Origin of the sequence: Halioglobus maricola (assembly GCF_009388985.1) — a bacterium.
Classification (GTDB): Bacteria; Pseudomonadota; Gammaproteobacteria; order Pseudomonadales; family Halieaceae; genus Halioglobus; species Halioglobus maricola.
The window spans coordinates 2,586,686-2,611,312 of the sequence record NZ_CP036422.1 but is presented as its reverse complement, the minus strand read 5'-3'; the positions used below and the strand labels follow the sequence as shown (position 1 = coordinate 2,611,312).

Annotated in this window: 20 protein-coding genes; 10 read left to right on the top strand and 10 right to left on the bottom strand. The window is 54.5% G+C overall.

Annotated features, from left to right (window positions below; translation table 11 throughout):
• Window positions 1-19: 19 nt before the first annotated feature.
• The 3 genes from EY643_RS11825 to EY643_RS11815 form a co-directional block, all read right to left on the bottom strand.
• A complete protein-coding gene (locus EY643_RS11825) occupies window positions 20-1,204 on the bottom strand; it encodes an FAD-binding oxidoreductase (protein ID WP_152662396.1) in 1,185 nt (394 codons plus the stop codon).
• Entirely contained in the window at window positions 1,197-2,729 is a 1,533-nt protein-coding gene (locus tag EY643_RS11820; RefSeq protein WP_152662395.1) for a phytoene desaturase family protein, read from the bottom strand. The genes EY643_RS11825 and EY643_RS11820 overlap by 8 nt, the downstream gene beginning before the upstream one ends.
• A 225-nt stretch (window positions 2,730-2,954) precedes the next feature.
• A complete protein-coding gene (locus tag EY643_RS11815; protein WP_152662394.1) occupies window positions 2,955-3,830 on the bottom strand; it encodes a LysR family transcriptional regulator in 876 nt (291 codons plus the stop codon).
• Between the two features lie 136 nt (window positions 3,831-3,966).
• Between EY643_RS11815 and EY643_RS11810 the strand changes: the two genes are divergently transcribed.
• Together EY643_RS11810 and EY643_RS11805 are read left to right on the top strand one after the other, a co-directional pair.
• Window positions 3,967-4,926: a glutathione S-transferase family protein gene (locus tag EY643_RS11810; protein WP_152662393.1), complete on the top strand. Its 960-nt coding sequence runs from the start codon at window positions 3,967-3,969 to the stop codon at window positions 4,924-4,926.
• Between the two features lie 24 nt (window positions 4,927-4,950).
• Complete coding sequence (locus EY643_RS11805) at window positions 4,951-5,643, top strand: pirin family protein (protein WP_152662392.1); 693 nt, start codon at window positions 4,951-4,953, stop codon at window positions 5,641-5,643.
• A gap of 44 nt (window positions 5,644-5,687) precedes the next feature.
• On the opposite strand, the gene EY643_RS11800 is transcribed toward EY643_RS11805, so the two are convergent.
• The gene (locus EY643_RS11800) at window positions 5,688-6,749 is read right to left on the bottom strand and encodes an alpha/beta hydrolase family protein (protein WP_170287375.1); all 1,062 of its coding nucleotides are present in this window, start codon (window positions 6,747-6,749) and stop codon (window positions 5,688-5,690) included.
• Window positions 6,750-6,940: 191 nt separating this feature from the next.
• Between EY643_RS11800 and EY643_RS11795 the strand changes: the two genes are divergently transcribed.
• Window positions 6,941-8,179, top strand: a complete 1,239-nt coding sequence (locus EY643_RS11795) for a cytochrome P450 (protein ID WP_170287374.1) — start codon at window positions 6,941-6,943, stop codon at window positions 8,177-8,179.
• A 187-nt stretch (window positions 8,180-8,366) separates the two neighbouring features.
• A complete protein-coding gene (locus EY643_RS11790; protein WP_152662389.1) occupies window positions 8,367-8,630 on the top strand; it encodes a hypothetical protein in 264 nt (87 codons plus the stop codon).
• 62 nt (window positions 8,631-8,692) lie between these two features.
• Here the strand turns inward: EY643_RS11790 and EY643_RS11785 are convergent, their stop codons facing one another.
• Complete coding sequence (locus tag EY643_RS11785; RefSeq protein WP_152662388.1) at window positions 8,693-9,160, bottom strand: nitroreductase family deazaflavin-dependent oxidoreductase; 468 nt, start codon at window positions 9,158-9,160, stop codon at window positions 8,693-8,695.
• Window positions 9,161-9,340: 180 nt separating this feature from the next.
• Here EY643_RS11785 and EY643_RS11780 point away from each other — a divergent pair, with 180 nt between their 5' ends.
• On the top strand, window positions 9,341-10,372 hold the full coding sequence (locus EY643_RS11780; protein WP_152662387.1) for an alpha/beta hydrolase: 1,032 nt from the start codon (window positions 9,341-9,343) through the stop codon (window positions 10,370-10,372).
• Window positions 10,373-10,427: 55 nt separating this feature from the next.
• Here the strand turns inward: EY643_RS11780 and EY643_RS11775 are convergent, their stop codons facing one another.
• Together EY643_RS11775 and EY643_RS11770 are read right to left on the bottom strand one after the other, a co-directional pair.
• Window positions 10,428-11,213 carry a hypothetical protein gene (locus tag EY643_RS11775; protein ID WP_152662386.1) on the bottom strand — a complete coding sequence of 262 codons (786 nt, stop codon included), beginning with the start codon at window positions 11,211-11,213 and terminating at the stop codon, window positions 10,428-10,430.
• Window positions 11,214-11,287: 74 nt separating this feature from the next.
• Window positions 11,288-12,991, bottom strand: a complete 1,704-nt coding sequence (locus EY643_RS11770) for an OprO/OprP family phosphate-selective porin (protein ID WP_152662385.1) — start codon at window positions 12,989-12,991, stop codon at window positions 11,288-11,290.
• A gap of 256 nt (window positions 12,992-13,247) precedes the next feature.
• Between EY643_RS11770 and EY643_RS11765 the strand changes: the two genes are divergently transcribed.
• Together EY643_RS11765 and EY643_RS11760 are read left to right on the top strand one after the other, a co-directional pair.
• The gene (locus EY643_RS11765; protein WP_240732900.1) at window positions 13,248-14,489 is read left to right on the top strand and encodes a carbohydrate porin; all 1,242 of its coding nucleotides are present in this window, start codon (window positions 13,248-13,250) and stop codon (window positions 14,487-14,489) included.
• Between the two features lie 175 nt (window positions 14,490-14,664).
• The gene (locus tag EY643_RS11760) at window positions 14,665-17,097 is read left to right on the top strand and encodes a TonB-dependent receptor (protein WP_170287372.1); all 2,433 of its coding nucleotides are present in this window, start codon (window positions 14,665-14,667) and stop codon (window positions 17,095-17,097) included.
• Window positions 17,098-17,189: 92 nt separating this feature from the next.
• On the opposite strand, the gene EY643_RS11755 is transcribed toward EY643_RS11760, so the two are convergent.
• The 3 genes from EY643_RS11755 to EY643_RS11745 form a co-directional block, all read right to left on the bottom strand.
• Window positions 17,190-18,158 carry an alpha/beta hydrolase gene (locus tag EY643_RS11755; protein WP_205743049.1) on the bottom strand — a complete coding sequence of 323 codons (969 nt, stop codon included), beginning with the start codon at window positions 18,156-18,158 and terminating at the stop codon, window positions 17,190-17,192.
• 195 nt (window positions 18,159-18,353) lie between these two features.
• Window positions 18,354-19,268 carry a sulfotransferase domain-containing protein gene (locus tag EY643_RS11750; protein ID WP_152662381.1) on the bottom strand — a complete coding sequence of 305 codons (915 nt, stop codon included), beginning with the start codon at window positions 19,266-19,268 and terminating at the stop codon, window positions 18,354-18,356.
• A 43-nt stretch (window positions 19,269-19,311) separates the two neighbouring features.
• The gene (locus tag EY643_RS11745) at window positions 19,312-20,550 is read right to left on the bottom strand and encodes an amidohydrolase family protein (protein WP_240732683.1); all 1,239 of its coding nucleotides are present in this window, start codon (window positions 20,548-20,550) and stop codon (window positions 19,312-19,314) included.
• Between the two features lie 256 nt (window positions 20,551-20,806).
• Between EY643_RS11745 and EY643_RS11740 the strand changes: the two genes are divergently transcribed.
• The 3 genes from EY643_RS11740 (at window position 20,807) to EY643_RS11730 (ending at window position 24,538) form a co-directional block, all read left to right on the top strand.
• Window positions 20,807-21,847: a Fe(3+) ABC transporter substrate-binding protein gene (locus EY643_RS11740; protein WP_152662380.1), complete on the top strand. Its 1,041-nt coding sequence runs from the start codon at window positions 20,807-20,809 to the stop codon at window positions 21,845-21,847.
• 110 nt (window positions 21,848-21,957) lie between these two features.
• Window positions 21,958-23,529, top strand: coding sequence for an ABC transporter permease (locus EY643_RS11735; RefSeq protein WP_240732682.1), 1,572 nt, complete (start codon window positions 21,958-21,960; stop codon window positions 23,527-23,529).
• Window positions 23,513-24,538: an ABC transporter ATP-binding protein gene (locus tag EY643_RS11730; protein WP_152662379.1), complete on the top strand. Its 1,026-nt coding sequence runs from the start codon at window positions 23,513-23,515 to the stop codon at window positions 24,536-24,538. The genes EY643_RS11735 and EY643_RS11730 overlap by 17 nt, the downstream gene beginning before the upstream one ends.
• The last annotated feature ends 89 nt before the right edge of the window (window positions 24,539-24,627 follow it).

Genomic DNA, 24,627 nt, shown 5'->3' with positions numbered 1-24,627 from the left:
GTAATGTAAGTGTTGTGGTCTAGACGATGATTTCAATATCTTCCGTGGGGAATGCTACACAGGAATGGCACCAGCCATACTGGGCATCACTCGCGCGCAGACGAGCCTCCTTGGGGTTCAGCACAGAGCCGCTTACTACCTTGACCCGGCAGAGACTGCATTCCCCCGAACGGCAGGCATTCTCGGCACCGTAGCCATTGCGCTCCATGCTGTTTAACAATGGCTCACCCGAGAGCGCCTTGAAGCTGCCTTTGCCCTGAATGGTCACTGTAACTTCCTTTGTGGCGGGGAGATCTGTAGGCCACTCCTGCAACTGCTCAGGATGGGAGGGCGGGCCATTGCACTCAACGCGGATACGGCGGGGCTTAATCTCCAGTTCAGCTAGCTGTTGCTCGCACCACTCGTTGAACGGCGTGGGGCCGCAGATGTAGTAGGTTTTACTTTCCAGAGAACCTATTTGCTTTTCGAGGAAATCGGCAGAGAGACGGCCAGTGTGTCCGTTGTAGCCATTACTGGGACGGGTTATTACCCAATCGATGGTGAGGAAATCGTGCGCTTCCTCCAGCAGCTTGAGTTCACGTTCGAAAATTACGTCAACCTCGTAGCTTGAGCTGTAGATGAGGTGGAAGCGATAGGGCAGTGCGCGCTCTGCGATATCCCGAATCATACTGATGGCCGGCGCGATGCCGGAGCCGCCTGCGAGAAATACCAACTGCTCACCATGAAAGAGCGGGTTGTGATAGAAGGTTCCCATAGGGCCGGTGCTGAGCAGACGCTCTCCCACTTCGATTTGGTCGAGAAGGTGGTGACTCACAAAGCCTGGATCCACTCTTTTGACTGTCAGGTCGTAGTATTCCAGAGACTGTGGTGACGATGAAATCGCATAAGGCCGGGCGGTTTCTACATTGTTGATGCTGACGAACAGGTTGATGTACTGGCCTGCCTGAAAGGGGGGGAGGGTGCCGCCATCTTCAGTAACTAGTCGAAGCGTGCCAGTACTTGGAGTATCTTCACGGATTTCGTCTACCACAAGTTTGATCCGCTTTGGGTGCAAGCGTCCGACAGTATTGGCTACAGCACCTCTTTGCTCGAGGTAGTCGGTCCCGGTTTTTGCCAGTTCAGCCTGGTGATCAACGACCTCCTGGTAGCCTCTGACTCCGGAGAGTACTGAGGCCTTTTTTACTTGCGTATTCTGGTCAGGCATTGGCTGTTTGCTCCTGCTTTTGATGGGTTTCAGCGAGGCGCTTCAGCACAGCTTTGGCGGTGCTCTCTCCTGCCATATAGGTAGGTTGAAAACCACCCATATCAGACCAACTACCCGCCAGATATAAGCCGTCGACCGCATCCAGGCGTTGGCGGAACATGCCCGAGTCCTGAGCATTCTGGTCGAATCCATAGATTGCACCACCCGGTGTATTGAGATAGCGCATCATGGTGAGAGGTGATGCGGCTTCCACCTCTTCAATGTGCTCGCGAATGCCGGGGAACGTTTTTTCCGCAGCATCGATCAGGTGATTGGACATCTCGTACTTGGCGCTGTTGTATTCGGCGGCTGCAAGTTTTTCCCAGGGTTCGCCATATTGCAGGCACAACAGTGAGATGACGGTTTTTCCGGGAGGCGCAAAACTTGCGTCCGTGAGGTTATAGCACGTCAGCATTAAGGCACCGGCAGGCTCAATATTGCGAGTAGCAGCGAAGGCAAAGTCTTCATCCCGGTGGCTGATCATGAAATTGGTCGCGCAGTCGATACCGAGGTCTTCTGGCGAGCAGTCCAGCCCGAGGTACAGAACGAATGCCGAAGGGCCGATGCGTCGGGTTTTGAAGTCGTCTGAGGCCTGAGCCGGCGGCCCGGTGTCCAGCAGTTCATTAAAGGTGTGCAGTGCGCTGGCGTTTGATACAACCGCCTCGCAGCTGTATGTCTCTCCATGCTCAGTGGTTACGCCGGCTGCCTGTCCATTGCTGGTTACGATCTTTGCTGCGCCTGTGTTGAACTGTACTTGCCCGCCGGCTTCAAGAAATGACTCGAGCATTGCGCTGGATATCGCCTGCGATCCGCCCTTCACGTGGGTCGGTTTGAACGCTGCGTAGGCGTAGAGAAGCATGGCCATATCGGAGAACGGCAGCACGCTTGGTGGCATTCCCAGGTAACACCAGTAGGAGGCTATGATCGATTTCAGGTCAGGGTCGTCAAAAAACTCGTCCAGAACATCGCGCGTAGGGCGCAGGCCATACTCTTTATAGTTTGCACAGGTGTTATCCAGCAGTTCGGCGTTCTCTGCGCGAAGCGCACGAGGCAGTGACATAAAGGTTTCAAGCGTAAGAGTCTCACACAGCGTCATAAAGCGCTGGATATTGGTTTCTTCTGATGGGTACGCCTGGGTGAGTGTGTCTTGCAGAGAAACCCAATCGGCGGGCAAGGTGATGTCAAACTCGCCAGGCAGAATCGTCCGGTAGAGTTCGTGTTCTATCACCACCTCAATTCGGTCCATGACGCCCAGGCGATCAAAGAGTTGCCGCAGTACGAAGGGCTGTTCCTCAGTGCCCATTCCGCTCAACTGGTGCAAGGCTACCTCAAACTCAAAGTTGCCACGCACGAAGGAAGTCGCACAACCGCCGGGAATATTGTGCCGTTCCAGAAGCAGGGTGCGGGCGCCCCCGAGTTGGAGGGCCGTCGCGGCTGTGAGCCCGGCGTTGCCTGCGCCAATAACGATGGCATCGTAGTCGGTCATGGTAAATCTCGTTGTCGATAACTTGTGTATTTCAGGATCTGCTACAAACTATACAGTGTAAGGATAGAGTGTGCTGAAAGCCGGGTCAAGTGCCTTGATCCATGTGGGCGGGGCCGTGAGCTCGGTTCTTTTGTTATGGCGCCACGGGCTTACATTAGTGAGCTAGCTAGTCAGAAGAGAGTTTTATGGAAAGCGATGAGGTAGAAACAGCGGGCGATGTGGTGGTTATTGCCGTGCTTGCGCAAGCGCGCTGCTCAGTGCTTGTAGCCCTTTGCCTTTGTTACTGATCTTCCATGCAACGAATTGCTCGTGATTGATAATTCCGTCGAGCGGCAATTCCACCAGGGTGCCGTCCTCCAGGCGTTTGCTAATCCGGTGGCGGGGTAGGTGGCCGACCCCGAGCCCCGCAAGTATCGCCTGTTCCTTTTGCTCAATAGTCTGCACGTACAAGTTTCTGCCGCCACTCGCGAGTCCGGCGCTGCGGGGAATATGGGAAGTGGATGTGTCGTGGACAATGACGCGCCGCAGTTCGTCGACAGCGCTGGCGCATCTTGCATGCTCATGCGTAGCGGCGATTACGGGAACCAGGTCGCTCTGATTGATGGGAATTGCCCGGTAACCTTTTTGTAGTGGTATTGGTCCGGGCACGCCGACAATAAGGTCTACTCTGTCCTGCTCCAGGGCCTCCCAGCCACCATTTAGGACACATTCACTTATATCAAGTTCCATACTGGCGTGCGCTTGCATGAAAGCTTCGAGCACGGCGAAGAAAGCTGAATAGTTGTGCAGGGACTCTACCGCAATACGGATACGTGTTTCCCAGCCGGTGGCGACCTCCTTGGCCTGGTTGGCCAAGTGTGATGCGGCGAGGAGTATGTGCCGACCCTCGTTTAGCATCAGTCGGCCTGCCGGCGTCAATACGGAACGCCGCCCCTGGCGTTGAAAAAGTGCAACATCCAATTGCTCTTCGATCTTCTGCACCGCGTAGGAAATGGCCGACGTGGCCTTGTTCAGCTCCTCAGCAGCTTTTGCAAAGCTTCCTCGCCGGTCTATGGCATCAAGCATCTCCAGTAACTCCAATGTGATTGGATTTCGCTGCATGGTGCCCACCTCTATTGTTCTGAAATTTAGAACATATTAAACAGAAATTGAGCCTTATTACGAGTTCGCTATCCATTAAAATTGATCCATGAGCTTTTAAAAAAGCTATTTCGGGTATTATTAATGGAGCAGAAAAATGGGTCTATTACAGAACGGTGAGTGGGTTGATCAGTGGTATGACACCAAAAATTCGGGCGGCGAGTTTCGGCGACAGGACAGTCGATTCAGAAATTGGCTGACAGCGGATGGCTCTGCTGGACCCAATGGGGAGGCGGGTTTCAAGGCAGAGAAAGGCCGCTATCACTTGTATGTATCACTGGCATGCCCCTGGGCCCACCGGACATTGATTTTCCGTCGGCTGAAGCAATTGGAAGATTACATCGACGTGACGGTGGTTGATCCGATCATGCTGGAAAACGGCTGGGAAATGGCGGACCCACTTTATGGACTGAATTTTCTCTATGAGTTGTACCTGAAGGCCGATCCAGGCTATGAGGGCAGGGTGACTGTCCCTGTGCTCTGGGACAAGCAAGAGGAGAGTGTAGTGAGCAATGAGTCCTCTGAGATTATCCGGATGCTAAATAGCGCTTTTAACCACCTTACCGGCAACAGCGACGACTACTACCCGCAAACCCTGCGCGAAGAAATACATAACTTGAATCACCGTATTTACGACAGCATCAACAACGGCGTCTATCGGGCCGGTTTTGCGACATCGCAGGCAGCCTATGATGAGGCCTTCCATCAACTGTTCTCCGCGCTTGACTGGGTGGAGGAACGACTGTCTCGGCAGCGGTATTTGGCGGGCAATCAGCTAACAGAGGCAGACTGGCGCTTGTTTACCACATTGATTCGCTTTGATGCGGTGTATCACGGACATTTCAAAACTAATCGTCAACTGCTTACGGAGTTCTCAGCTATCAGCGCCTATGTTCGTGAGCTCTACCAGGTGCCGGGAGTGGCGAATACAGTCAACTTCGATCATATCAAGACCCATTACTACGTCAGTCATCAAACAATTAACCCGACCGGAATTGTGCCTGTGGGAGCGGACGTGGACTACAACGCGCCTCATGATCGCCAGCTAATTGGCTAGATGGGCTCGTCAGGGAGAACCAACATGGACTATTACAGACGAGCAGAAGAGCGAGGCGCAGCAAATCATGGGTGGCTCAAAAGCCACCATACTTTTTCCTTTGCTCACTACTATGATCCTGCACACATGGGGTTTTCTGAGCTTCGTGTCATCAATGATGACTGGGTCGCACCCGGCAGAGGTTTTGATTCCCACAGTCACAAAAATATGGAGATCATTACCTATGTTTTAGAGGGCACTATCGAGCATCGTGACAGTATGGGGCATGTCTCCCTGCTAAAGGCGGGACAAATCCAGCGGATGAGTGCGGGCACTGGCATAGTTCATTCTGAATACAATGCTTCCAGTGATCTGCCCTTGCGGTTTCTGCAAATGTGGATCCGGCCGGCACAGGAAGGTGGAGAGCCCGGCTACGAAACGCTGACGGTGGGCTCCTCCGATGGTTTGAATACACTGGTCACGCCCAATGGCGCAGATAGCACGCTATCAATCAATCAGAATGTCATCTTGTACAGGCTCAAACTGGCGCCTGGCCAATCGCAGAAACTAAAACGGGGCGCAGGAACTGGATACATACATGGTGTCTCAGGGATGGCCGAAGTGGACGGATTCTCCATCGCTGATGGAGACGGCGCCGGCTTTACTGAGAGTGAGCAGGAAGTGAATGTTGTAGCCGGTGCAACTGGCTTCGAAGCTCTCTGGTTCAGCTTGCCATAAGAAATAGGGAGACAGGCAGCGTCTTTAATTGGAGTCTGTCTCGATTATTTAGTACGCGACCTGAAGTTCACGTCTGGCTCGTTTTCTTCTGCCCACTCGGTTCGGAGGTAGAAGTCATATTCCTGCTGCTCCAATAAATGGCGCCTGAAGAAAGCGACGGCAAAGGTGTTCTGGATACGCTGCGCAACTTCTATCGGAAATGCTGCTTCTCCGCAGGCGTCTTCGTAGGGCTCCAATAGTGCCGATGCGCCGATGCTCGGCCAGCTTTCCTTGCCCAGGCCATTTTCAATCAGTGTGTTGCCAATGTCACAAATGGCCGCAAAGGCGTTGTGGCCGGCGCCGCGAATATCGATCTGGTATGTTGCGCTGGAGTTCGTAAGTGTATCGAAGGCATAGTCCTGATTGGTTATGGAGACAGCGGTATCTTCTGTGCCGCCCAGGAATAACACGGGCTCTTCAATATCGAGTAAGGCCCGCTCTGTAAACAGGTCGAAAACCGGGGCTGAAATTGGCATTACGGCTTTCACCCTGTCATCGGGCTGAGCGCCAAAGAACCCACCGACCATTCCAAGTGCTGTGCCGCCGCCATAGGAATGGCCCGCGACGCCAATTTTGTCGGGGTCTAGCCGTTCGAAAAATTCGTCGCCTTGAATCGAGTTCCGCCCCATAAACGTGTCGATGATAAAGCTGACATCCGGCACGCGCTTTGCACCCGCTTCGGCAAGCGTGTCACTGGAATCAGCATTGGTGTTGCCGGTATGCTCGGGGGAGACAATCACAAAGCCGTGGCTGGCCAGTGCCTCCATCATGCGTATGGACTGCGTGTTGGTGCCGCCGGAGCCGTGGGAAAACACCAGGAAAGGCAATTTCCCTGAATCGGATACAGGCAGGTCATCAAACGCAAATTCCGACGTTAGGGCAATAGGTCCGGCGAGAGGGTAGCGGGTGCGAGGTAAATCCTCTGTCTGGGGCTCATCACTGGGATACCAGATATCGTAGGGGAGGCTTCGATTTTCTCGAGCGGGATCAAACAGATCAACGCGCTTGTGGCCGACAACGAAGGGGCCAACGCTGTTTGCCGTTTGGGTGGGCTCTATCAATGGCACTTCGGCTTCATCTCTACTACGCGTACTACTATCGGAACATGCTGCAACAAGAAGCAATGTAGACAATATGTAGACTGATCGGGCCGAAGCTCTGCAGTTTCGCATTATTATTTGTCCTGAAGTTGCATGAGTATTTCGAGTAGTATGACTGATTGCGGATACGTCCTACAAATATCCAGATGGGTGCGCTGATGCCTACACTTTCCGAATTCAATATTCTCGATACGCACGTGATTGAGAATCCATATCCTTTTTATCAGGCTTTATTGCAGCAGGCGCCACTGTACAGAGTCCCCGGAACCGACATCTATCTGGTGTCATCCTGGCAGTTGATTGAAGAGGTTCTACGCAATCAAAAAGACTACTCGGCAAATCTTACCGGTATTCTCGTAACTGGGGCTGATGGCACGGCAGAATTGTTCGACTTCACGGCATTTGGCGGGGTTGTCGATGCTATCGCCAACGCCGACGAGCCCGTTCACAGTGTTCATCGCAAGCTGGTTATGCCGCAGCTAAATGCTCGCAAGATCGACGCTATGGAGGAAGAGATACGCCAATGGTCTGCACGGAGGGTGGGGGCGCTGGTAGAACGTGGGGCGGGTGACTGGATTGAAGAAGTCGCCGACCCCATTCCGGTACTGGCGATGGCTCGTTTGATTGGATTACCGTTGGTAGACCTGCCTCAGCTTCTCGACTGGGCCTTTAGTGGTGGGGCGATACTTGCCGGCACCACAACCCTGGATCAGTTATTGGCGCTTTCGGTCTCGACCGAGGCTATGAATACGTATTTACAGAAACATATGCAGGGTGCGCTTGCTGAGCGACCAGAGCCGGTTTCCGCGCCTAATGACCTCACAGAAGAGTTGGTTAACGGCGTTCGATCCGGCCTGATCAGTGAGCGCGAAGCGGTCTCCATCCTGGTCGTATTAGTGGGGGCAGCCGGAGAATCGACTTCCAGTCTCACCGGTAGCGCCGTACGAGTACTGGCAGAAGATGCGCTTCTGCAGCAAAAGTTGCGAAAGTCACCGGATCTGATACCCAACTTTGTTGAAGAAATTGTGCGCCTCGAATCTCCATTCAAGGGACACTATCGGGCAGTTTTGCACCCCACGCGGCTCAATGGCATTGAGCTGACTGAAAGCGCACGCGTATTTTTGCTTTGGTCGGCTGCGAATAGGGACCCTGGCGCGTTTTCTGAGCCGAACGAGCTACAGCTTGATAGAGCGAAGCCGCGGGACCATCTGGGCTTTGGCCGAGGGATTCATTTTTGCGTTGGTGCCAGGCTCGCGAGGATGGAGGCGATCGTGATCATTGAGGAATTGCTCAGCGCGAGCAGCACATTTTTCGTTACGCCCAATACCAGGCCAGAGTATGTGCCCAGTATATTCGTCCGCCGCCTGCGGCGCTTGCCTTTGACATTTTCCCGATAGCGAGCCGGTCTGGTTTGCTCTGGTCAACAAAAAACACGATAAAACGCCAGATTTCCTGAATGTGAGGCGGTTCTCAGAAATGAGAAGCGGACATTGCGCTATTGCAACGGGTGACCAATATTGTACGCACGACCCGAATTAATACGGTCACCCATAAGCGATAGTACGAACAGGCAGGGACAAAATCATGAAAATAAAGTTATCTGTTATTGCGGTACTCACACTCTCCAGCCAGCTTGTGCTGGCAGATTCTTCGACTGAAGCGGTCGCTGCGGCTGAAGCAAAGAATACGCTCGCACCTGTTGAGACAGAGGCCAGCGCTGTCCAGATAAAGGCATTGGAGAAAGATCTCACGCCGAATCTGGATAACATGCTGGAACAGCAGATGGCGATGGATCTGGAGCCACAGATCACAGTCCGTATCCGCCAGGGATACACCAGCGTCAACTGAGTCTCAGGTTAAAAGGGGGCAGGCAACGATTGTTTAGCCTTGGTCTGCCTCCGGTATTCCTTCTAGGGATTTGGAGAAAGCGTGAACACGGGTAACGTCCGAGAGGTGTTCGCCTGGTATTGGGCATACTGGGGGTTGAATTTCACCAGCTGAGGCCAAACACGATCACGCTGTTCCGGTTCCAGCTCTGTGGCGGTTACTGTGCCTACATAGCCTCGAAAACGCACTCTGGCCGTTGGGTTGGCTCGCAAGTTGTGCACCCATGCAGGGTGTCGCTCCTGACCCCAGTTGGACCCGACCAGAATCAGGTCACCATTAAAAGGCATGCACAGCGTCGCGAGTTGTCGGGTTTGCCCTGATTTCGCGCCAGTCGTTTCCAACAACATTACCGATTGCATCGCCGTGTTTATCCAGCCGCGAGATATCTTCAGCAGAAATCTGTCCAGAGGAGGCACCACACGTTTTAGCAGCGTGACCACTTTGGTTTGATTTAGAGCCTTCGCTGCCAGATTGGTTTGAAGTAGAGCCATGATTTGAAATTGCCTGTTTGGCGAGTGTCGTGATCCGAGAGAAAATCTACGCCCATAATGGCCTGCTTGGCAATACCAATTGCTCGGCCTGGCCGTCCCTCATGGCGGAAATAGTGTTAGAGCTATCACACGGCTTTCGATATTCTATTCTCTCGCTAAAGCTAATGAGTTCCCCAGTCGATGAGTAATTTAGAAGACGACCCCCGGATCGACCCCCGAATAAAAGCCCTGATGGGCAGTATGCCTCTGCCCAAGAGTAAGGATGTGGTCTCCCGCGAGCAGCTGCTCGAGGATGCAAATCGTCCGGAAAGCGTCGCGCGCATAGAGGAAATGAGAGCTATGTTAGAGCTGGCGGATAACGAGGATGTCGCGCCCTCGTCGGGTTTAACCATTAGCGATCTCGACTTTGTTTCCCAACCCGATGGCAATAGGGTGAAGATCCAGTTTATCCGCCCCGAATCGGAAGCCCCACTGCCATGTGTGTATTACATACACGGTGGCGGCATGCAGTCGATGTCCTGCTACTACGGTATTTATCGGGCCTGGGGCAAAATTATCGCCGCGCAGGGCGTGGCGGTGGCGATGGTAGATTTCCGCAACTGCGTTAACCCGTCCTCTGCACCGGAGGTCGCGCCTTTCCCGGCGGGGTTGAATGACTGTGTGTCTGGCGTACGTTGGCTGGCAAGCCAGGCGGACGACTTGGGTATCGATAAGAATCACATCATCGTTTCTGGCGAGAGCGGTGGAGGTAACCTGACTCTCGCTACGGGCCTGCGACTGAAACAGGATGGCGATATCGATCTTGTTCGCGGTCTTTATGCGCTTTGCCCCTACATCGCAGGCGCCTGGCCACAGGAGCGTTACCCTTCTTCGACCGAGAACAATGGTCTGTTGCTTGATCTGCACAGTAACTACGGCGCAATGGCTTATGGAATAGAGGAGTTCGAGAAGGGCAATCCACTGGCTTGGCCGGGCTTTGCTACGGAAGATGACGTGAAGGGCCTGCCGCCGACGGTGATTAGCGTGAATGAATGCGACCCGCTGCGCGATGAGGGTATAGAGTTCTATCGTCTGCTGTTGCGGGCTGGAGTTTCCGCCCGCTGCCTGCAGACCATGGGTACCATCCACGGCACGGAGGTGTTCGCAATCTGCTGTCCTGATGTGAGCCGTGAATGCGCCGCGAGTATCGCCCGTTTCTGCCGCGAGATCTAATCACCGTGGACAGTCCCCAACTTATTTAGTCGCCCGAAGGAGGGAAGGGACTGTCTCAATCGGTATACAGGGTGTAGCTCGGAAAGCTCAGCTCAATCGGTGCTACACCTTGTTCATCCTGTTCTCGGGCAGATGCGCGCAAGTTCGCTAGATCGGTGGTTATGCTGCTACGCATCGCTCCGACATTCGTCCATTTTTCAATAAAGTCATCTGAAGGTTTGTTGTCGCCAGTGGCGGCCATCTGGCGACCCAGATCTGAATAGGCCTCATAGAGGCGCTCAGCCTGTTCCTGCTCAAAAGCGTCTATTCGCTTGTAGGCAGCAGACAGTGCAACCCCAACTTGCTCCGTCTCGGGCATTTGACCAGGAGCAAACGCCCCAAAATACTCGAGTGTGTCATCGATGCTGCGAGCGTCGGCACTGCGCCAATAAGACAGGGTATCTCGGTTCAGTACGCTGTTGCTATTGGGCTCTATGACCAAAACCGTGGGCGTGCCGTAGATCACCGGCACGTTATAGTGCTGCACAATCTCGCGTATAAATTCGAGGTAGCCCACGTTTACCAGCTGCACCGTATATCGGTCGTCGAACAGCGCTGCCACCTTTGTGTCCTGTGTCTTCTCCACAAAGCCAACGCTGTCGTGGCACCAGTTCCCTCCAAGGGCCAATAACAGCAGGGTTTCATCCTTGATGGCAGTTTCGCGCGCTTGCGCGATGTCTGCCTCGATCGCTTCATAGGAGGTTTGATGCGTGGGGTAGGGCTCGGATGCTGTGGATGCGACCGCGAGGGCGCTGAAAAATATACTCAAGACAGAGGCTAAAATCAGGCGTGTTGTGATCACAGTGTGTTCCCTTGTTGGTAGCGAGGAAGGCGGGCGATGGTGGTTGGCATTAGAGGCTTTTTCTCTATTTCAATCTATTCCAGCACCAATACAATCCGGGAGTTGATGCCCTGACTGCTGCCCTCAATGCCATCTTTGTCCAGCGTGATGTAGCGATAGTTAAGATTGACGTTGAAATAGGGCGTCAGCCACCAGTTGAGCCCCGCGGACCAGATGTCCATATCACCTGCTTCAAGCAAACTGTCGTTGGCGTCCAGCGTGCTGTAGCGAGCGGAAACTTCCCAGGCGCCCCAGCCGTTCTGGTGCACGGTGCGCGCAATGGGCAACCTCTTGAAAATACCTACCGGCTTGTTGTACTCGCGCATCTCGCCGGTCAGGGACCAGGAGGCCGTGACATGGTAGCCGTCAATTGAGGGGTCCCCCATTTCGAGGGATTCCGTATCAGCGCTTAGCCATTCGCCATGCAGCCAAAACCGGCCGGATCGCAAGGAGGCCTCTGCCTGATAGGTGTCGATACGCTCTGCCTCGAAAATGTCACTATTGATAAAGTCCGGTGCCTGGTTGAATTCAGGTTCGCTGGTAACCCTGGCACCCTCTTTTGCGTCCGAGTAACGGTACCCCAGCCCCAGGTGAAGCAGCGTACTTTTACTCTCATCCTCGAAAGGTACCCAGGTGGCGCGGCCGACATAGTTGGTCGTATTGTCGTCAAAAGAACTTGGCTGATCTTTGTCGATCCAGTCATTGAAGGCGCCGCCAGCCAACACTATACGGTCGTTGAAGGCGGAGCCGGCCATTACCAGACCCACATTGCGAGAGGGCAGAATGGCGTCTGCTATTGCGGAGCGTTCCTGCTGTGGCAGATAGACCATAGACATCATGCGCTCCATGGAAATTGGCTCTTTCTGTTTCCCTATGGAGAAGCTGGTTTTTTCCCATACAGGGATGTCCAACCGTACATCAAAGAATGTGAATTCGTCGCTCTCGCGCGAATCAAAGCCCTTGTCGAATGCATGAGTGGCGCCAAATACCGTCCACACCCATGGCCGCTGAAAATTTATTGTACCTACTCCGCCAGCGCGTAGGCCTCGAATTTCTCCGCCGTCGAACGCCTCCAGGTCGCCAACCTGAAGTGCGCTGTCAGCGTCCTGGTCCAGCCACTTCATACGATCGAGTACCACCGCGCCGGCGAAGATGCCAGATACCGCCTTGGTATCAAAGCGGTTGAACTTGCTCGGGTCTTGATAATCCAGTGGTACAGCCAGCGGAGGAGGGGCGTAGGCTAGCCAGCCACCCGAACTGCGTTTCTCTCCTTCCGGTGTCTGGCCAGTCACGATCTCCAGCCTGTTGCGTAGTACCTCGCCACGTCGAATAGCGAAGAGGTTGTGGCGCTTCGTGTCGAGTAAGATATCTATATTCTGTTGCGGATCACCGTTCATCACCATAAAACTGGCGGGTTCACCTAGCGTCAGTTTTCCAAGCACCACGCCATTGCGCGCATCATAGGTCACATCGGCTTCTTCGAGGGGAATCAGGTCTTCAGAGATCAAGTCCAGCGTGTCACCCTTGATCAGGATGCTGACCTGTAGCTTGTTTCCGGAATTCTTCGGGTCGATTAGCTGTACGTTGCGAAGAAGAATGGAGTTCGGATTCTCCGTCAAGAGCGATGTGAACTGCTCTTTCGCAGTTTCTGTAGAGGTCGAGACGAGCTTATCATCCGCCAGGACAGGGAGCGAAATAGCAAGTGCCAGTGAGCTGAGCAGAGTGGCCAGGTGTTTCATCGATCGGTACAGCCGAAATTAGAGTGATCGCTTATTGTCTCGTGAAGTGCGTTTGAGGGGAAGTAATACCTTGGTAAACGGCGGGCTGTGGCAGCTGCTGGACAAACATCAGGCCAGCCAAGCCGTTGCGGATAGGCATAAAAGATGGTGTGATCTATAGGGATATGTTGTTGCTCAGTTGTCGTTGTGGGGGATGAAAATGATTGTGGTGGTTGCCCGCCGAACTACTGCTTGCTCGGTGTTGCTTGTGGCTGCAATGGCTGTAGCAGCGCAAGAGCAAGATGCGAAGATTGCGGTGGCTGAGGGGGAATTGCGCGTCAAGGCAGGTTATGAGGACCGAGGCGCGAGTTTTGGATCGCCCAATACCTCGTCTCGCTTGCTGGTGGAGGAAGATATTCGCACCGAGCCCCTGTTACGTTTTCCCCAGATTGATGACTCCATGGAGGGCTGGTACGACTTCAAGACGCAGGTCAATGAGGAGCACGGCTTTCGCTTCGGTATCGATTATACGGCCTGGTACCAGCAACTCAGCGATTCATTGACCGGCGATGACTGGGCTGCCTCCGGTATCTTCCGTGTATACGGTGAGTGGCAGCCTTTCCACCGTCAGGATAAGAGCGCGGGCCGCCTGGTTTTAATGGTAGATAACCGCCATAAAGTTGGTTCTGATATCACGGCGGTTAACCTTGGTGCTGAGGCAGGATATATCGGCCAGACAGCCACGTTGTTCAATGATATCGGCTGGCAAGTGATCAATTTCAATTGGCAGCAGGACTTGGGCGATGGTAGCGGTGGTCTAATCGCGGGCCGCTTTGACCCCTCTGACTATGTCTCCGTGCTGGGGTATGCCAACCCCTGGACGACGTTTGCCAATCTGGCCTCTTTACTCAATAAAGCCATGGCTTTCCCGGATGCTTCCTGGGGTATTGGCGGTGGTTCCTGGTTGGGCGATGAGAATTGGTATGTCAAAGGCTCAATCAATGACGCCAACGGCACGCTGACGAACTACGAATTCTTTGAAGGCGGCTCGGAGTTTTATTACTGGGGTGAGGTGGGCTGGTCGCCTTCCCGCTCACAGCGGTACACCACCAACATTCATCTGGCGGCCTGGCACGTGGATGAGCGAGAGGATCTTGGCCTTGTTTCTGCTGAAGGTGTCACCATCGGCGGAAACTGGACCAGTAAGGACGAGCGCTGGATGCTCTTTGGTCGCGCCGGCTGGGCGGATGGTGACTCCGCTGTCTATCAGGAATCGTACACGCTCGGTTTTATGCGTAAGTTCAGACGCAATGCAGACCTGCTGGGCCTGGCCGTCGATTGGGGTGATCCGCCTCAGGACGATCTCGAAGCCCAGACCACGGGTGAGCTGTTTTACCGCCTGCAATTGGCTGAGAACCTCGCGCTCACTCCCAACGTTCAATTGCTTAAGGATCCAGCGCTTAATAATCAAGAGGACGCGGTATGGGTTACGGGGTTGCGCATTCGCTTCACCCTATGAAGCCCTGATGCGGGAGACAGCGTATTGTCTTTTCGCGCTCTCTAGTTCGAGTTTGCCCACAGTCCGGTCCCACCCCCTGAGATCAAGAAACTCACCAGGGTAGTCACCTGCGTGACACCCTTGTGGCCGCCAGAATCGCTAGGATGTATCCCATATAAAATTAATGGAGATATACATGACCCTACTAAAGCGTAAACCGATAGCCGGCGCTCTTGCCGTGGCGGGATTCTCAGCCCTGTCTTCTGGCGTGTCTGCCCAAATGGTGCTGGAAGAAGTTGTGGTCGTCGCGAATCGTGTGGAGTCCAACTTGATGGAAACTGCCACCGCGGTCACAGCGTTTGACGCTGGCATGCGCGATCAGTTGGGGATTGAAAATGGCCAGGACATATCGGCTCGCACGCCGTCACTCACTGTTGCGCCCAGTCGGGTCGGTATTCGAGGGGTAGGACGGACAACTGTTGGCGTGGGTTCAGATCCCGGTGTGGGAATGTACTGGGACGGTGTTTACAGTACGGAAACCATCTTCGGTTATTCCAATTTTCTCGATATCGAGCGTCTTGAAGTGCTGCGAGGCCCGCAAGGTACGCTTTATGGGCGCAATTCCATTGGCGGCGCGATCAACTTCATTAGCATGCAGCCAACAGACGAATGGGAAGGGAAGGTCGTTGGCGAGGTGGGTAGCCATGAATCGTATCTTGCCCAGGGCATGGTGAGTGGGCCCATTACTGACAAACTATCGATGTTGGCGGCCCTGTCCAAGATTGAAAGAAAAGAAGGCTTTCAGGAAAATATCAGCAATGGCGATGAATACGATCTCGCTGACAGGGAGTATGCCTCGATTGCCTTCAAGCATCTGACGACAGACCGCTGGACCAACTCACTCAAGGTATTTACCCGCGACGCCAGTACTACACCTGAAAGCCCCTATGTTCTGGATGCCTACTCCACTGACTATATCCAGGAAGTATTTGATGTCGACACTGGGGAGCAGTTGAATTTTCCGGGCATCTTCCCTGGGCAAAACTTCGTCAACCCGAATCAGGGTATGGAAGAAAACAATCCGGCGCTTCGGGACGAGAAGTACGTGTCTGTCGATCGCAAGCCCTTTGTTGAAAACGAGCGTGATGGCGTTACCTTTATCAGCGACTACGACGCCGATAATTTCTCGCTAAAGTACACCTTCGGTTGGTCGGATTTTAACTACAAGTCGGACCGGGATGCGGATGGCATTCGGGCAGAGGACTCCAGGCTGGACTGGAACCAGCTGAATCTCACCGTTGCTCCCGGCCTTGCACTTCCGGTATCGCTGCTTACCGGCTATGGGGTAACGCCAAACGATACTACCAGGCCATTCTCATTGAGTTCTGAAACGATCTCTCATGAACTGCAACTGACCTCCGATTTTGATGGCGATATCAATTTCATCGGTGGTTTGTACTACTACAACAGCGAAGAAGACCAGACCCTCGCATTTATCGAACACAATCGCGAGTTGATGGAAACCTACGCACTGTTCGGGTCATTTATCGGTGCGCCAGTGGATGTGGAAGGGGGTGATCTCTTTCGCGGTGTCGGCAGTGTTGATACCACCTCTTACGCAGTTTATGGCCAGATGAACTGGGATTTGACAGCGAGTACCATCCTGACATTCGGCTTGCGTTACAGCTATGACGAGAAAGATGGCGATGACAGTTGGTTTGCCCAGTGGGTGGGTGATCCCGAGAATCCAACGACCTATCGCAGTATTGAAGACGATTGGGACAAGTTCACCTGGCGTGTCGGCGTAGATCATTTCCTCTCGGACGATCATTTCCTGTATGCATTTGCCGCGACAGGCTATCGTTCGGGCGGCTTTAACTTGCTGTCGCCATCCGGTGGTGATCAAGTGGGTTCTGTAGATCCGGAAAACCTACTGTCGTTTGAGGTGGGCTATAAGGGTAGCTTCTGGGACCAGCGCCTGAACCTGACGACCGCCGCCTATTACTATGACTATACCGATCTGCAGGTTCAGAAAGATGAAGTGGTTGACGGTGTCGCCATCGCTATCTACGAAAACGCAGATGAAGCCAATGCCTGGGGCCTTGAAGCTGAATTGGCTGCGCTGCTGGCTGAAGGGCTAACCTTCAGTATGGCAATGTCGTATAACGATACTGAATATGAAGACTTCAGCTCTCTCGATAGTACCGGCTGTGCCATTGGGCCGTTGGCGCAAGGCAATAGTCTGGCGCCTCTCTGTACTGAGGAACAGGATCTGTCGGGCAACAACTTCACCCTTTCTCCGGAGCTTGGCTTCTCTGCCAATCTCATCTACGAATGGGACATGATGTCGTTGGCGTGGAGAGCAGCGGCGAGCTATATGTATACTGATGAGCAGTACACCAGCCCCTTCAATAACAGTTATGACACGCTCGATAGCTGGGATCGCTGGGACGCTCGGCTCAGTGCCGGTTCTACGGATTTGACCTGGGAAGTCACTGCTTATGTTAAGAACATCACCGACGATCGACAGGTGATTTTGAAGAGTGAAATCAGCACAACGCAGCAAGTGGCTGAGTACGACCTCACCGAGCCTCGTACTTACGGTATACGCCTGACGTATAACTTCTAGCGTTTAAGCCACCTCGTGCAGATAACAGCTCTTTGGTTATCTATACGAGGACACCCCTTTGCAGCACATGCTAGTGCTGCAAAGGGGTCCAGTTACTTCTTCAAATACTTCAAAAACCAATTCTGGGCCGCCGTCAGCGCTTGCCTGTAGCCTTCGTCGCGATAGATGTCATAGTGCTTTCCCGGAAGCACGAGATATTGATTCTCAACGCGCCCCTCTAGAGATTCATGCAGTGCCATGCCATTGACGCGTCGGTCAAACAGCTCTTCGTCCTCTGCGTCGATAATAAGCGTAGGCACGTTGAGATCCTGCCAGTATGCCGCTGGGTCATACTGCTTGATGGCGATCATGTCCGGGTAGCCCTTGAATCCAGGAATAGCCGATTCCGGGCCAGGGTAGGGCGCAATTTTTCCTCGAGCTCGCTGTGTTTCCCACTCGGCCACCATCTTGTCAGGAATCATAAGAAAGTTTGCCTTGTTGTTGACGGCACCTACCTGGGTGACCACCGCCTTGATTCGCTTGTCATTGGCGGCGGTGACCAGTGCCAGGCCTCCACCCAGGCTGGTACCCCAAACGCCGATATTGTCTGCCTGCAAATTGGGTTCAGCTACAAACCATGAGAGGGCGGCGCGAGAGTCTTCAATCATCTTCGCGGGATTCACTATGGAGCGAAGATGTTGTGCCTTGAGGCTTACTTCATTGGCCTCTTCTGCTACCGGAATTTCCCCTGTGTTCAACAGGAACCCTTCGCTCTCTCCCCAGCTGCGGAGATCGAATGTCATCACGACAAAGCCCTTGCTGGCAAAATTCGGGGCAAATGACCTGTTGAGGTTGCTTCGGTTTCCGCCCCAGCCGTGAATTAGCAGTATCCCGGGAAGTTTTTCTTCTGGCTGCAAGCCTTGCGGCTTGAAAACACTCCCTCGCAGCTGAGCGCCACCACTCCAGAAAGTGATCGATTCCTCATTGATCGAGGGCTCATTCGAATAGGCGGGCGTAGCGACCGCAAGCAACAGGGCGATCAAGGGTGCCACGATTTGGCAGGGGACTTTTGGGGATAGCATCATTGAACCTCTTTCAGCAGATTGAACTGCATGCACTTCTTATTAGCAGGTACGTTCAACGATAAGCGATCGAGCTGCTTAAAATGTGTCACTCACGTGACATAGAGAGTCCTGCGGCAGTGAAATTTTTTGTGTGAAAAGACGACTCACTGGGCGGAGTTAGTGTGTGACCTCCGCTTTTGCTTGAGGGAGAAATCAGGCGTTGCCGGGTAAATTGTCTACTGCGTTTGCCAGCGAAGCGAAGTTCGCGTGCCCGGTTGCGGGGAGTACACGCTCTTCCCAGAATCGATCTATCTCTGAGGCAATGCTATCTGGCAGCGCGTGTGCGTTGCTGCCAGTGGCCTGAACTTTGCTCGAATCGCTACCGGGCGGCAGGCCACTCCGCTCTTCCATGGCTCGAACTATCATAGCGTCGTCGAATCGATCCTTGTGGGTGTACATGTACTCCCTCGATGTGCGCTGGACGACCATGGACAGTTGAGCCTCATCCAGCTCGACCCGGCAAAACTGCGCAAGTTGTCGGGCCATCTTTTCGCGATGCCTGGTCACCCAGTCATAAGTCACCAATAAGGTATCGTTCTCGTCGCGACGTGGGAACCAGCTAAGCAGGTGTGAGAAGTAGTCGCAGCCACCCGGGCCGCCGCCCATCCATAGAGGCATAAAGTCTTCCAAGGGTAGGGCATCGCGTTCCAGGTGCCATCCGTTGAAGAAGCGATAGAAGGATACAAAGGTTTCCTTGGGGTCACGAAGCGCGATCACATAGCGCATGCCTGCTGGCAGTCGCTCGTACTCCCGATGAGACTTGAATCCGCGCGGGATCGCACGCTGATCGGCTTGCATATCGAGGTCAACCATTTGCGCCGTATCTTCCCACGGTACCACCCGGCTGATGTCGTCGAAGTCCATGTCGCCGCCGGTTGCCGCGGTCCGAATCTGATGGAACATCTGCTGCAGCAGTGTCGTTCCACTTTTGGCCCAGCTGCTGATGAACACATCCTCATTGCCGGGTTCGTAAGGACGATAGTTTGGAGAGGGGCCCTGCGCTGCCAGCGATGAAATCCTGATGAATTCTTCCAATGTGCGAGCACGTCTCGGTTTTTGGTTTGACATAGGTTTCATCTGCTGAATTTTTGGAGTCAGTATAGCTCAGGAATCAGTCTTGGCTGATGGCAAGAGCGGGGAGGAGCTCGAGTGCATTGCCCTGCAGTATCCTGGAACGCACAGCGTGGCGTTTCTTTTCTTCGGTAACTAACAGGACTTTCGCCAGCGACATGCCTATGTGGTAAAAGGGCCAGTCTGAACCGAAGAGCAGGCGCTCTCCACCCGTACGGTTGATCATGGTGTCGAGGGCGCTGATAGACTGGCCGTGAATGCCCAGCCAGGCGTTTTCATAGCGCACTGCCATCTCCAGCATTGCTGAGCCATCCCGGGCGCCGCCGTGCCCCAGCACTACCTGGAGTTTCGGAAATTCATTCAGCACCGCTTCGTAGTGCCTGGGCATCGCATATCGCTGGCGTGACTCCGGTTCTATTCCAGCGCGACCGCCGTGGAAAAACAAGACGATACCTAGCCGCTGCGCTTCCTCATACAGTTCCATCATGTCGGGGTCGTCGGGGTAAAAAGCCTGCACGGTGGGGTGCAGCTTCATCACCCTCGCACCTCTGGCAGCGTGGGAGCGCAGTTGTTGTATACGGTCGGCCCCGCGAGGGTGTACTGAGAGCCCTGCCACCAGGCGATCGCCGACCTTGGCAGTGTCGATGGCATCAAGCCACCGGGATGTCAGGTTATCGCCAAAGGGTAGCCCCATTTTTATCGGTAGAACCACGGATTGTTTGACGCGCATTGCATCCATTTCCGCGAGCAGGTTCGGTATTGTCTGCGTGGCCGCCATGTCGCTTCCCCAGAGCCCCTGGGCTAGCGTGCTCCTCTGCATGGAGCGTTCGTCTTCTTCGGTAAAGTTGGCATTGGCGTATACGTCAAGGTCAAGACGGCAGGGCGCGTTGGGTGCATCACAGTCGAGCAGATGTCGTGTTCTTTCTGTGCGGGCTTGCAGGTTGATATCGGGAGCAAGCAGGACAGATATTCCTAGATGACTGTGCATATCGATCGCTAGTGGCACACTGTCATCGATGCACTGCAGTTTGCCGTGTTCATCTAGATCAAACCAGGGAAGAGCTGAAAGGCCTTGATACCCCCGATATACCTGTGGACCGAAGCGACTCATGCCGCTCGAACGTTGTTCTTGCTCACGCTGCCGTCGCAGCAGGTCTCGGTCTGCCTGATTGTAGCGTTCGTGTGGCGGTTCATCTGAGCAACCAGGTATGGCCATGGCGGCGGCGCAAGTACCTGCGCCGGCAAAAAACCGTCGTCTGCTAAGCCTGATATTTTTCACGAGAGCCTCGTGTTGGGATACTATTTTGAATACTAGAATAGCAGCCAACCGATCGCATGTTTAAGCTGAAATGTCGCAGCGATCAGTCAGATGACCTCGATGGTAATAGAATGGACTAGACCTGAGCCCGGCATGGCGTGATTCGATTCCGATGGGGGACTGAGCGCGTCGATGTCCAGAAGTAACGTAATTGCCTTGCAACTTTCAGGATAATGAGAATAATTGGCGTTCTCAAATAGATCTGGAACAACATACCATGAGAAAGCCATTGAACTCTTTCCAGGGTCGATTGACGCTCTGTGCCACGCTGCTGTCTTCCATACTTGTCGCGCCGCTGCTTTCTGCCGCGGAAGTGAATGTCTACTCGGCCCGGAAAGAAGCGCTGATTAAGCCTCTGCTGGACAAGTTCACTAAAGAGACAGGTGTTGATGTGAACCTGGTCACCGCCAAAGGCGATGCCTTGCTCACGCGGCTCAAGAGTGAAGGCGCCAATTCGCCTGCGGATGTATTGATAACCACAGATGCCGGCCGACTGTACCGTGCGCAAGAAGCCGACGTACTGCAGCCGGTCGAATCGGAAGTTTTGCAGGCGGCGATTCCCGCCCATCTGCGCAGCCCGGAGAACTACTGGTATGGGCTGTCAGTGCGCGCTCGAGCGATTGTATTCGCAAGCGATAGGGTAGAGCCCGAAGCGCTGAGCACATACGAGGCGCTGGCAGGCCCTGAGTGGAAAGGCCGAGTGTGCATTCGCTCCTCCGGCAATATTTATAACCAATCGTTGGTCGCCGGCATGCTGGCCACTGAAGGCGCAGACAAAACTGCACAATGGTTGTCGTCTTTCGTGCCGAATTTTGCCCGCCCACCGCAAGGTGGAGACCGAGACCAGATCGCTGCGGTGGCGGCAGGCCAGTGTGATGTGGCGGTGGTCAACAGCTACTATCTGGGAGCCATGGTCAAGTCTGATGACCCTGCGCAGCAACAGGCCGCCAGCAAGGTTGGCATCTTCTGGCCCAACCAGGCGGGGCGCGGCACACACATTAACGTCAGCGGGGCCGGGGTGGTCGCTGCCAGCAAGAACACTGATCAGGCAATCGCCCTGATTGAATTCCTGGCGCGTCAGGAAAGCCAGCGCTGGTACGCCGAAACCAATAATGAGTACCCGGCAAGGGAAGGCGTTGAAGTTAGCGACCTGCTCAAATCATGGGGAGGCTTCAAGCAAGACCAGGTGGATGCCAGTGAACTGGGCAGGCTCAATGCTCAGGCCGTGATGGCAATGGACCGGGCCGGTTGGAAGTAGGTCAGTCAAACACAACGGTGGCGTCAGCCCCTATAGCCATATCAGAGCCTGGCCGTTACTGGCGGATAGGGCTCGTTGCAGTAGCTGCGCTACTCGCATTGCCAATACTTGTGATTGGAGGAAGCCTGGCGCTGCCCTACAGCGAAGTCTGGGTGCACCTGCGCAATACGGTTCTCGGCGACTACGTGTTGAATTCCCTGTTGCTGATGATCGGCGTAGGCGTCGGTACATTCCTGCTGGGGGTGAGTACCGCCTGGATCACGGTAATGTGCGATTTTCCTGGCCGCCGCTTTTTTAGCTGGGCGTTGCTTCTGCCCATGGCAATGCCAGCCTATATCATTGCCTATACCTATACGGGGATGCTGGATTTTACTGGCCCCGTTCAGACGAGTTTGCGTGAGTCCTTTGGCTGGGGCTACGGTGATTACTGGTTCCCGGAAATACGATCGCTGGGTGGGGCAGTCTGCATGTTGTCCTTGGTACTTTACCCCTATGTTTATCTCCTTGCCCGCGTCGCTTTTGCCGAACAATCCACTGCCTTGCTGGAAGCCTCGCGAAACCTGGGTAGAGGCCCCTGGCAGACACTGTTTTTTGTGGCGCTGCCTATGGCCCGCCCGGCAATAGCAGCCGGCGTCAGCCTGGCGCTAATGGAAACGCTGGCAGACTTCGGCACGGTCGACTATTTCGGCGTCAGTACGTTTACCACGGGTATTTTTCGGACGTGGTATGGGCTGGGCGAGCTGAAGACGGCGGCACAGCTTGCCTCGTTCCTGCTCTTGTTTGTATTCGTACTGTTTGCGCTGGAGCGTCGGTCTCGCGGACGTATGCGGTTCCACCCCGCAGCCCCAACGCAGCAGGCACAGCCAATACGTCTCACGGGTTGGCGCGGTAGCTGCTGTTTTTTACTGGCCGGAGGAATACTCCTGGCAGGTTTTGTCATTCCGGCAGCCAGATTATCGCTTTGGGCAGCGAGTGATTGGTCGCAGTTCTCCAGTGGCGCCTTTCTCGAATTGGCGGGCAACAGCTTTATGTTGGCAGCTATTGCCAGCCTGTGCTGTTTACTGGTGGCACTGTTTTTGGGCTATGGTCGACGACTTCACCCGGGTAGGGTGGAAACCGTCTCCGTTCGAACTGCAGCGATGGGATATGCCGTACCCGGCACCGTGATTGCGGTAGGGGTGCTGATCCCATTTGCCTGGCTGGACAATCAACTGGACAGTTTCCTGCGGCAGTACTTCGGTGTTTCCAGTGGTCTTCTGTTGAGCGGTACACTGGTTGCGCTGGTGTTTGCCTACGTTGTGCGGTTTCTGTCTGTCTCCTTGCAGTCAGTCGAATCTGGCCTGGCGCGTATCCGTCCCAGTCTTGACGAGTCTGCTCGCGGGCTGGGTCTGACACCGGCGGGCGTATTGCGCAGGGTTCACATGCCGATGTTGCGCGGCAGCTTGCTGACGGCGCTGCTGTTGGTTTTCGTTGATGTACTGAAAGAGTTGCCCGCCACCTTGATACTGCGGCCCTTCAATTTCAACACCCTGGCGGTGCGAACCTATGAACTGGCATCCGATGAGCGCTTGGCGGACGCCGCTGCGCCCGCGCTGGCTGTCGTTATCATCGGCCTGTTACCTGTCATGTTATTGAGCCGAGGCCTGTCGGCCAAGCGAGAGTCTTATGTCCGGCCAACTTGAATTGCGAGAGGTCAGTGTTAACTATGGTGAGTTTGTCGCGGCCCGCAATGTATCCCTGTCCCTGCGCGCGGGCCAGATCGGCTGCCTGCTAGGCCCCTCTGGCTGCGGCAAGACGACTCTACTGAGGGCCATCGCCGGATTCGAAGCGATTGCGTCCGGTGAGATCAATTTGCAGGGAAGACGTATCAGTTCCAGCGGCCACAGCGTGCCACCGGAGCAGCGCAAGGTGGGCATGGTGTTCCAGGACTTTGCGCTATTTCCCCACCTGGACGTAGAGCGCAACGTGGGTTTTGGCCTGGCCGGATTGGACGCTTCGAGGCGGAGCCAGCGGGTGCAGGAAATGTTGCAACTGGTAGGGCTTGCCGGGTACGGCGGGCGCTACCCTCACGAACTTTCCGGTGGGCAACAACAGCGGGTCGCACTGGCGCGTGCCCTGGCCCCCGAGCCAGAACTGCTGCTGCTCGACGAGCCCTTCTCAAGCCTGGACAGCCAGCTGCGTGAACAACTTGCCTGCGAAGTGCGAGACCTGCTCAAGGCCACAGGCGTTACTGCAGTTCTGGTGACGCACGATCAACACGAAGCTTTTGCCATGGCCGAGCACATAGCACTTCTCGACGAGGGTAGAGTGGTACAGGCGGGAACGCCCTGGGAACTTTACAACCGTCCTGTGGACGAATTCGTCGCCGGGTTCATGGGGCAGGGGAGTGTCATTACCTTTGCTGAAGGCGGGAGTGAGAGACTGGCGCGGCAGCTGGGTCTGGGCGGCGTATCAACTGGCGCGCAACACCGGGTGCTCATTCGCCCGGAAGCGGTGACATATAGCGCCGACAGTGACCTGCGCCTGACCATAACAGCGCGCACCTTCCGCGGTTCCGAGTATTTGTATGAGCTTGCTCTGGAAGGCGATCAGCGCTTGCTCTGTCTCGCACCGAATGAGGTGGACTTGACGGTGGGCTCGCTACTCCCGGTGCGCATCGATAGCACTCGCGTAGTGAAGCTCCCTCACTAACCCAGCCAGCATCTGAGGTGCTACTCCCGGGGCACCGTTCGCATCCAAACTTGCCCAATACCGAATAAGAATACTTCTCAATATGAGTT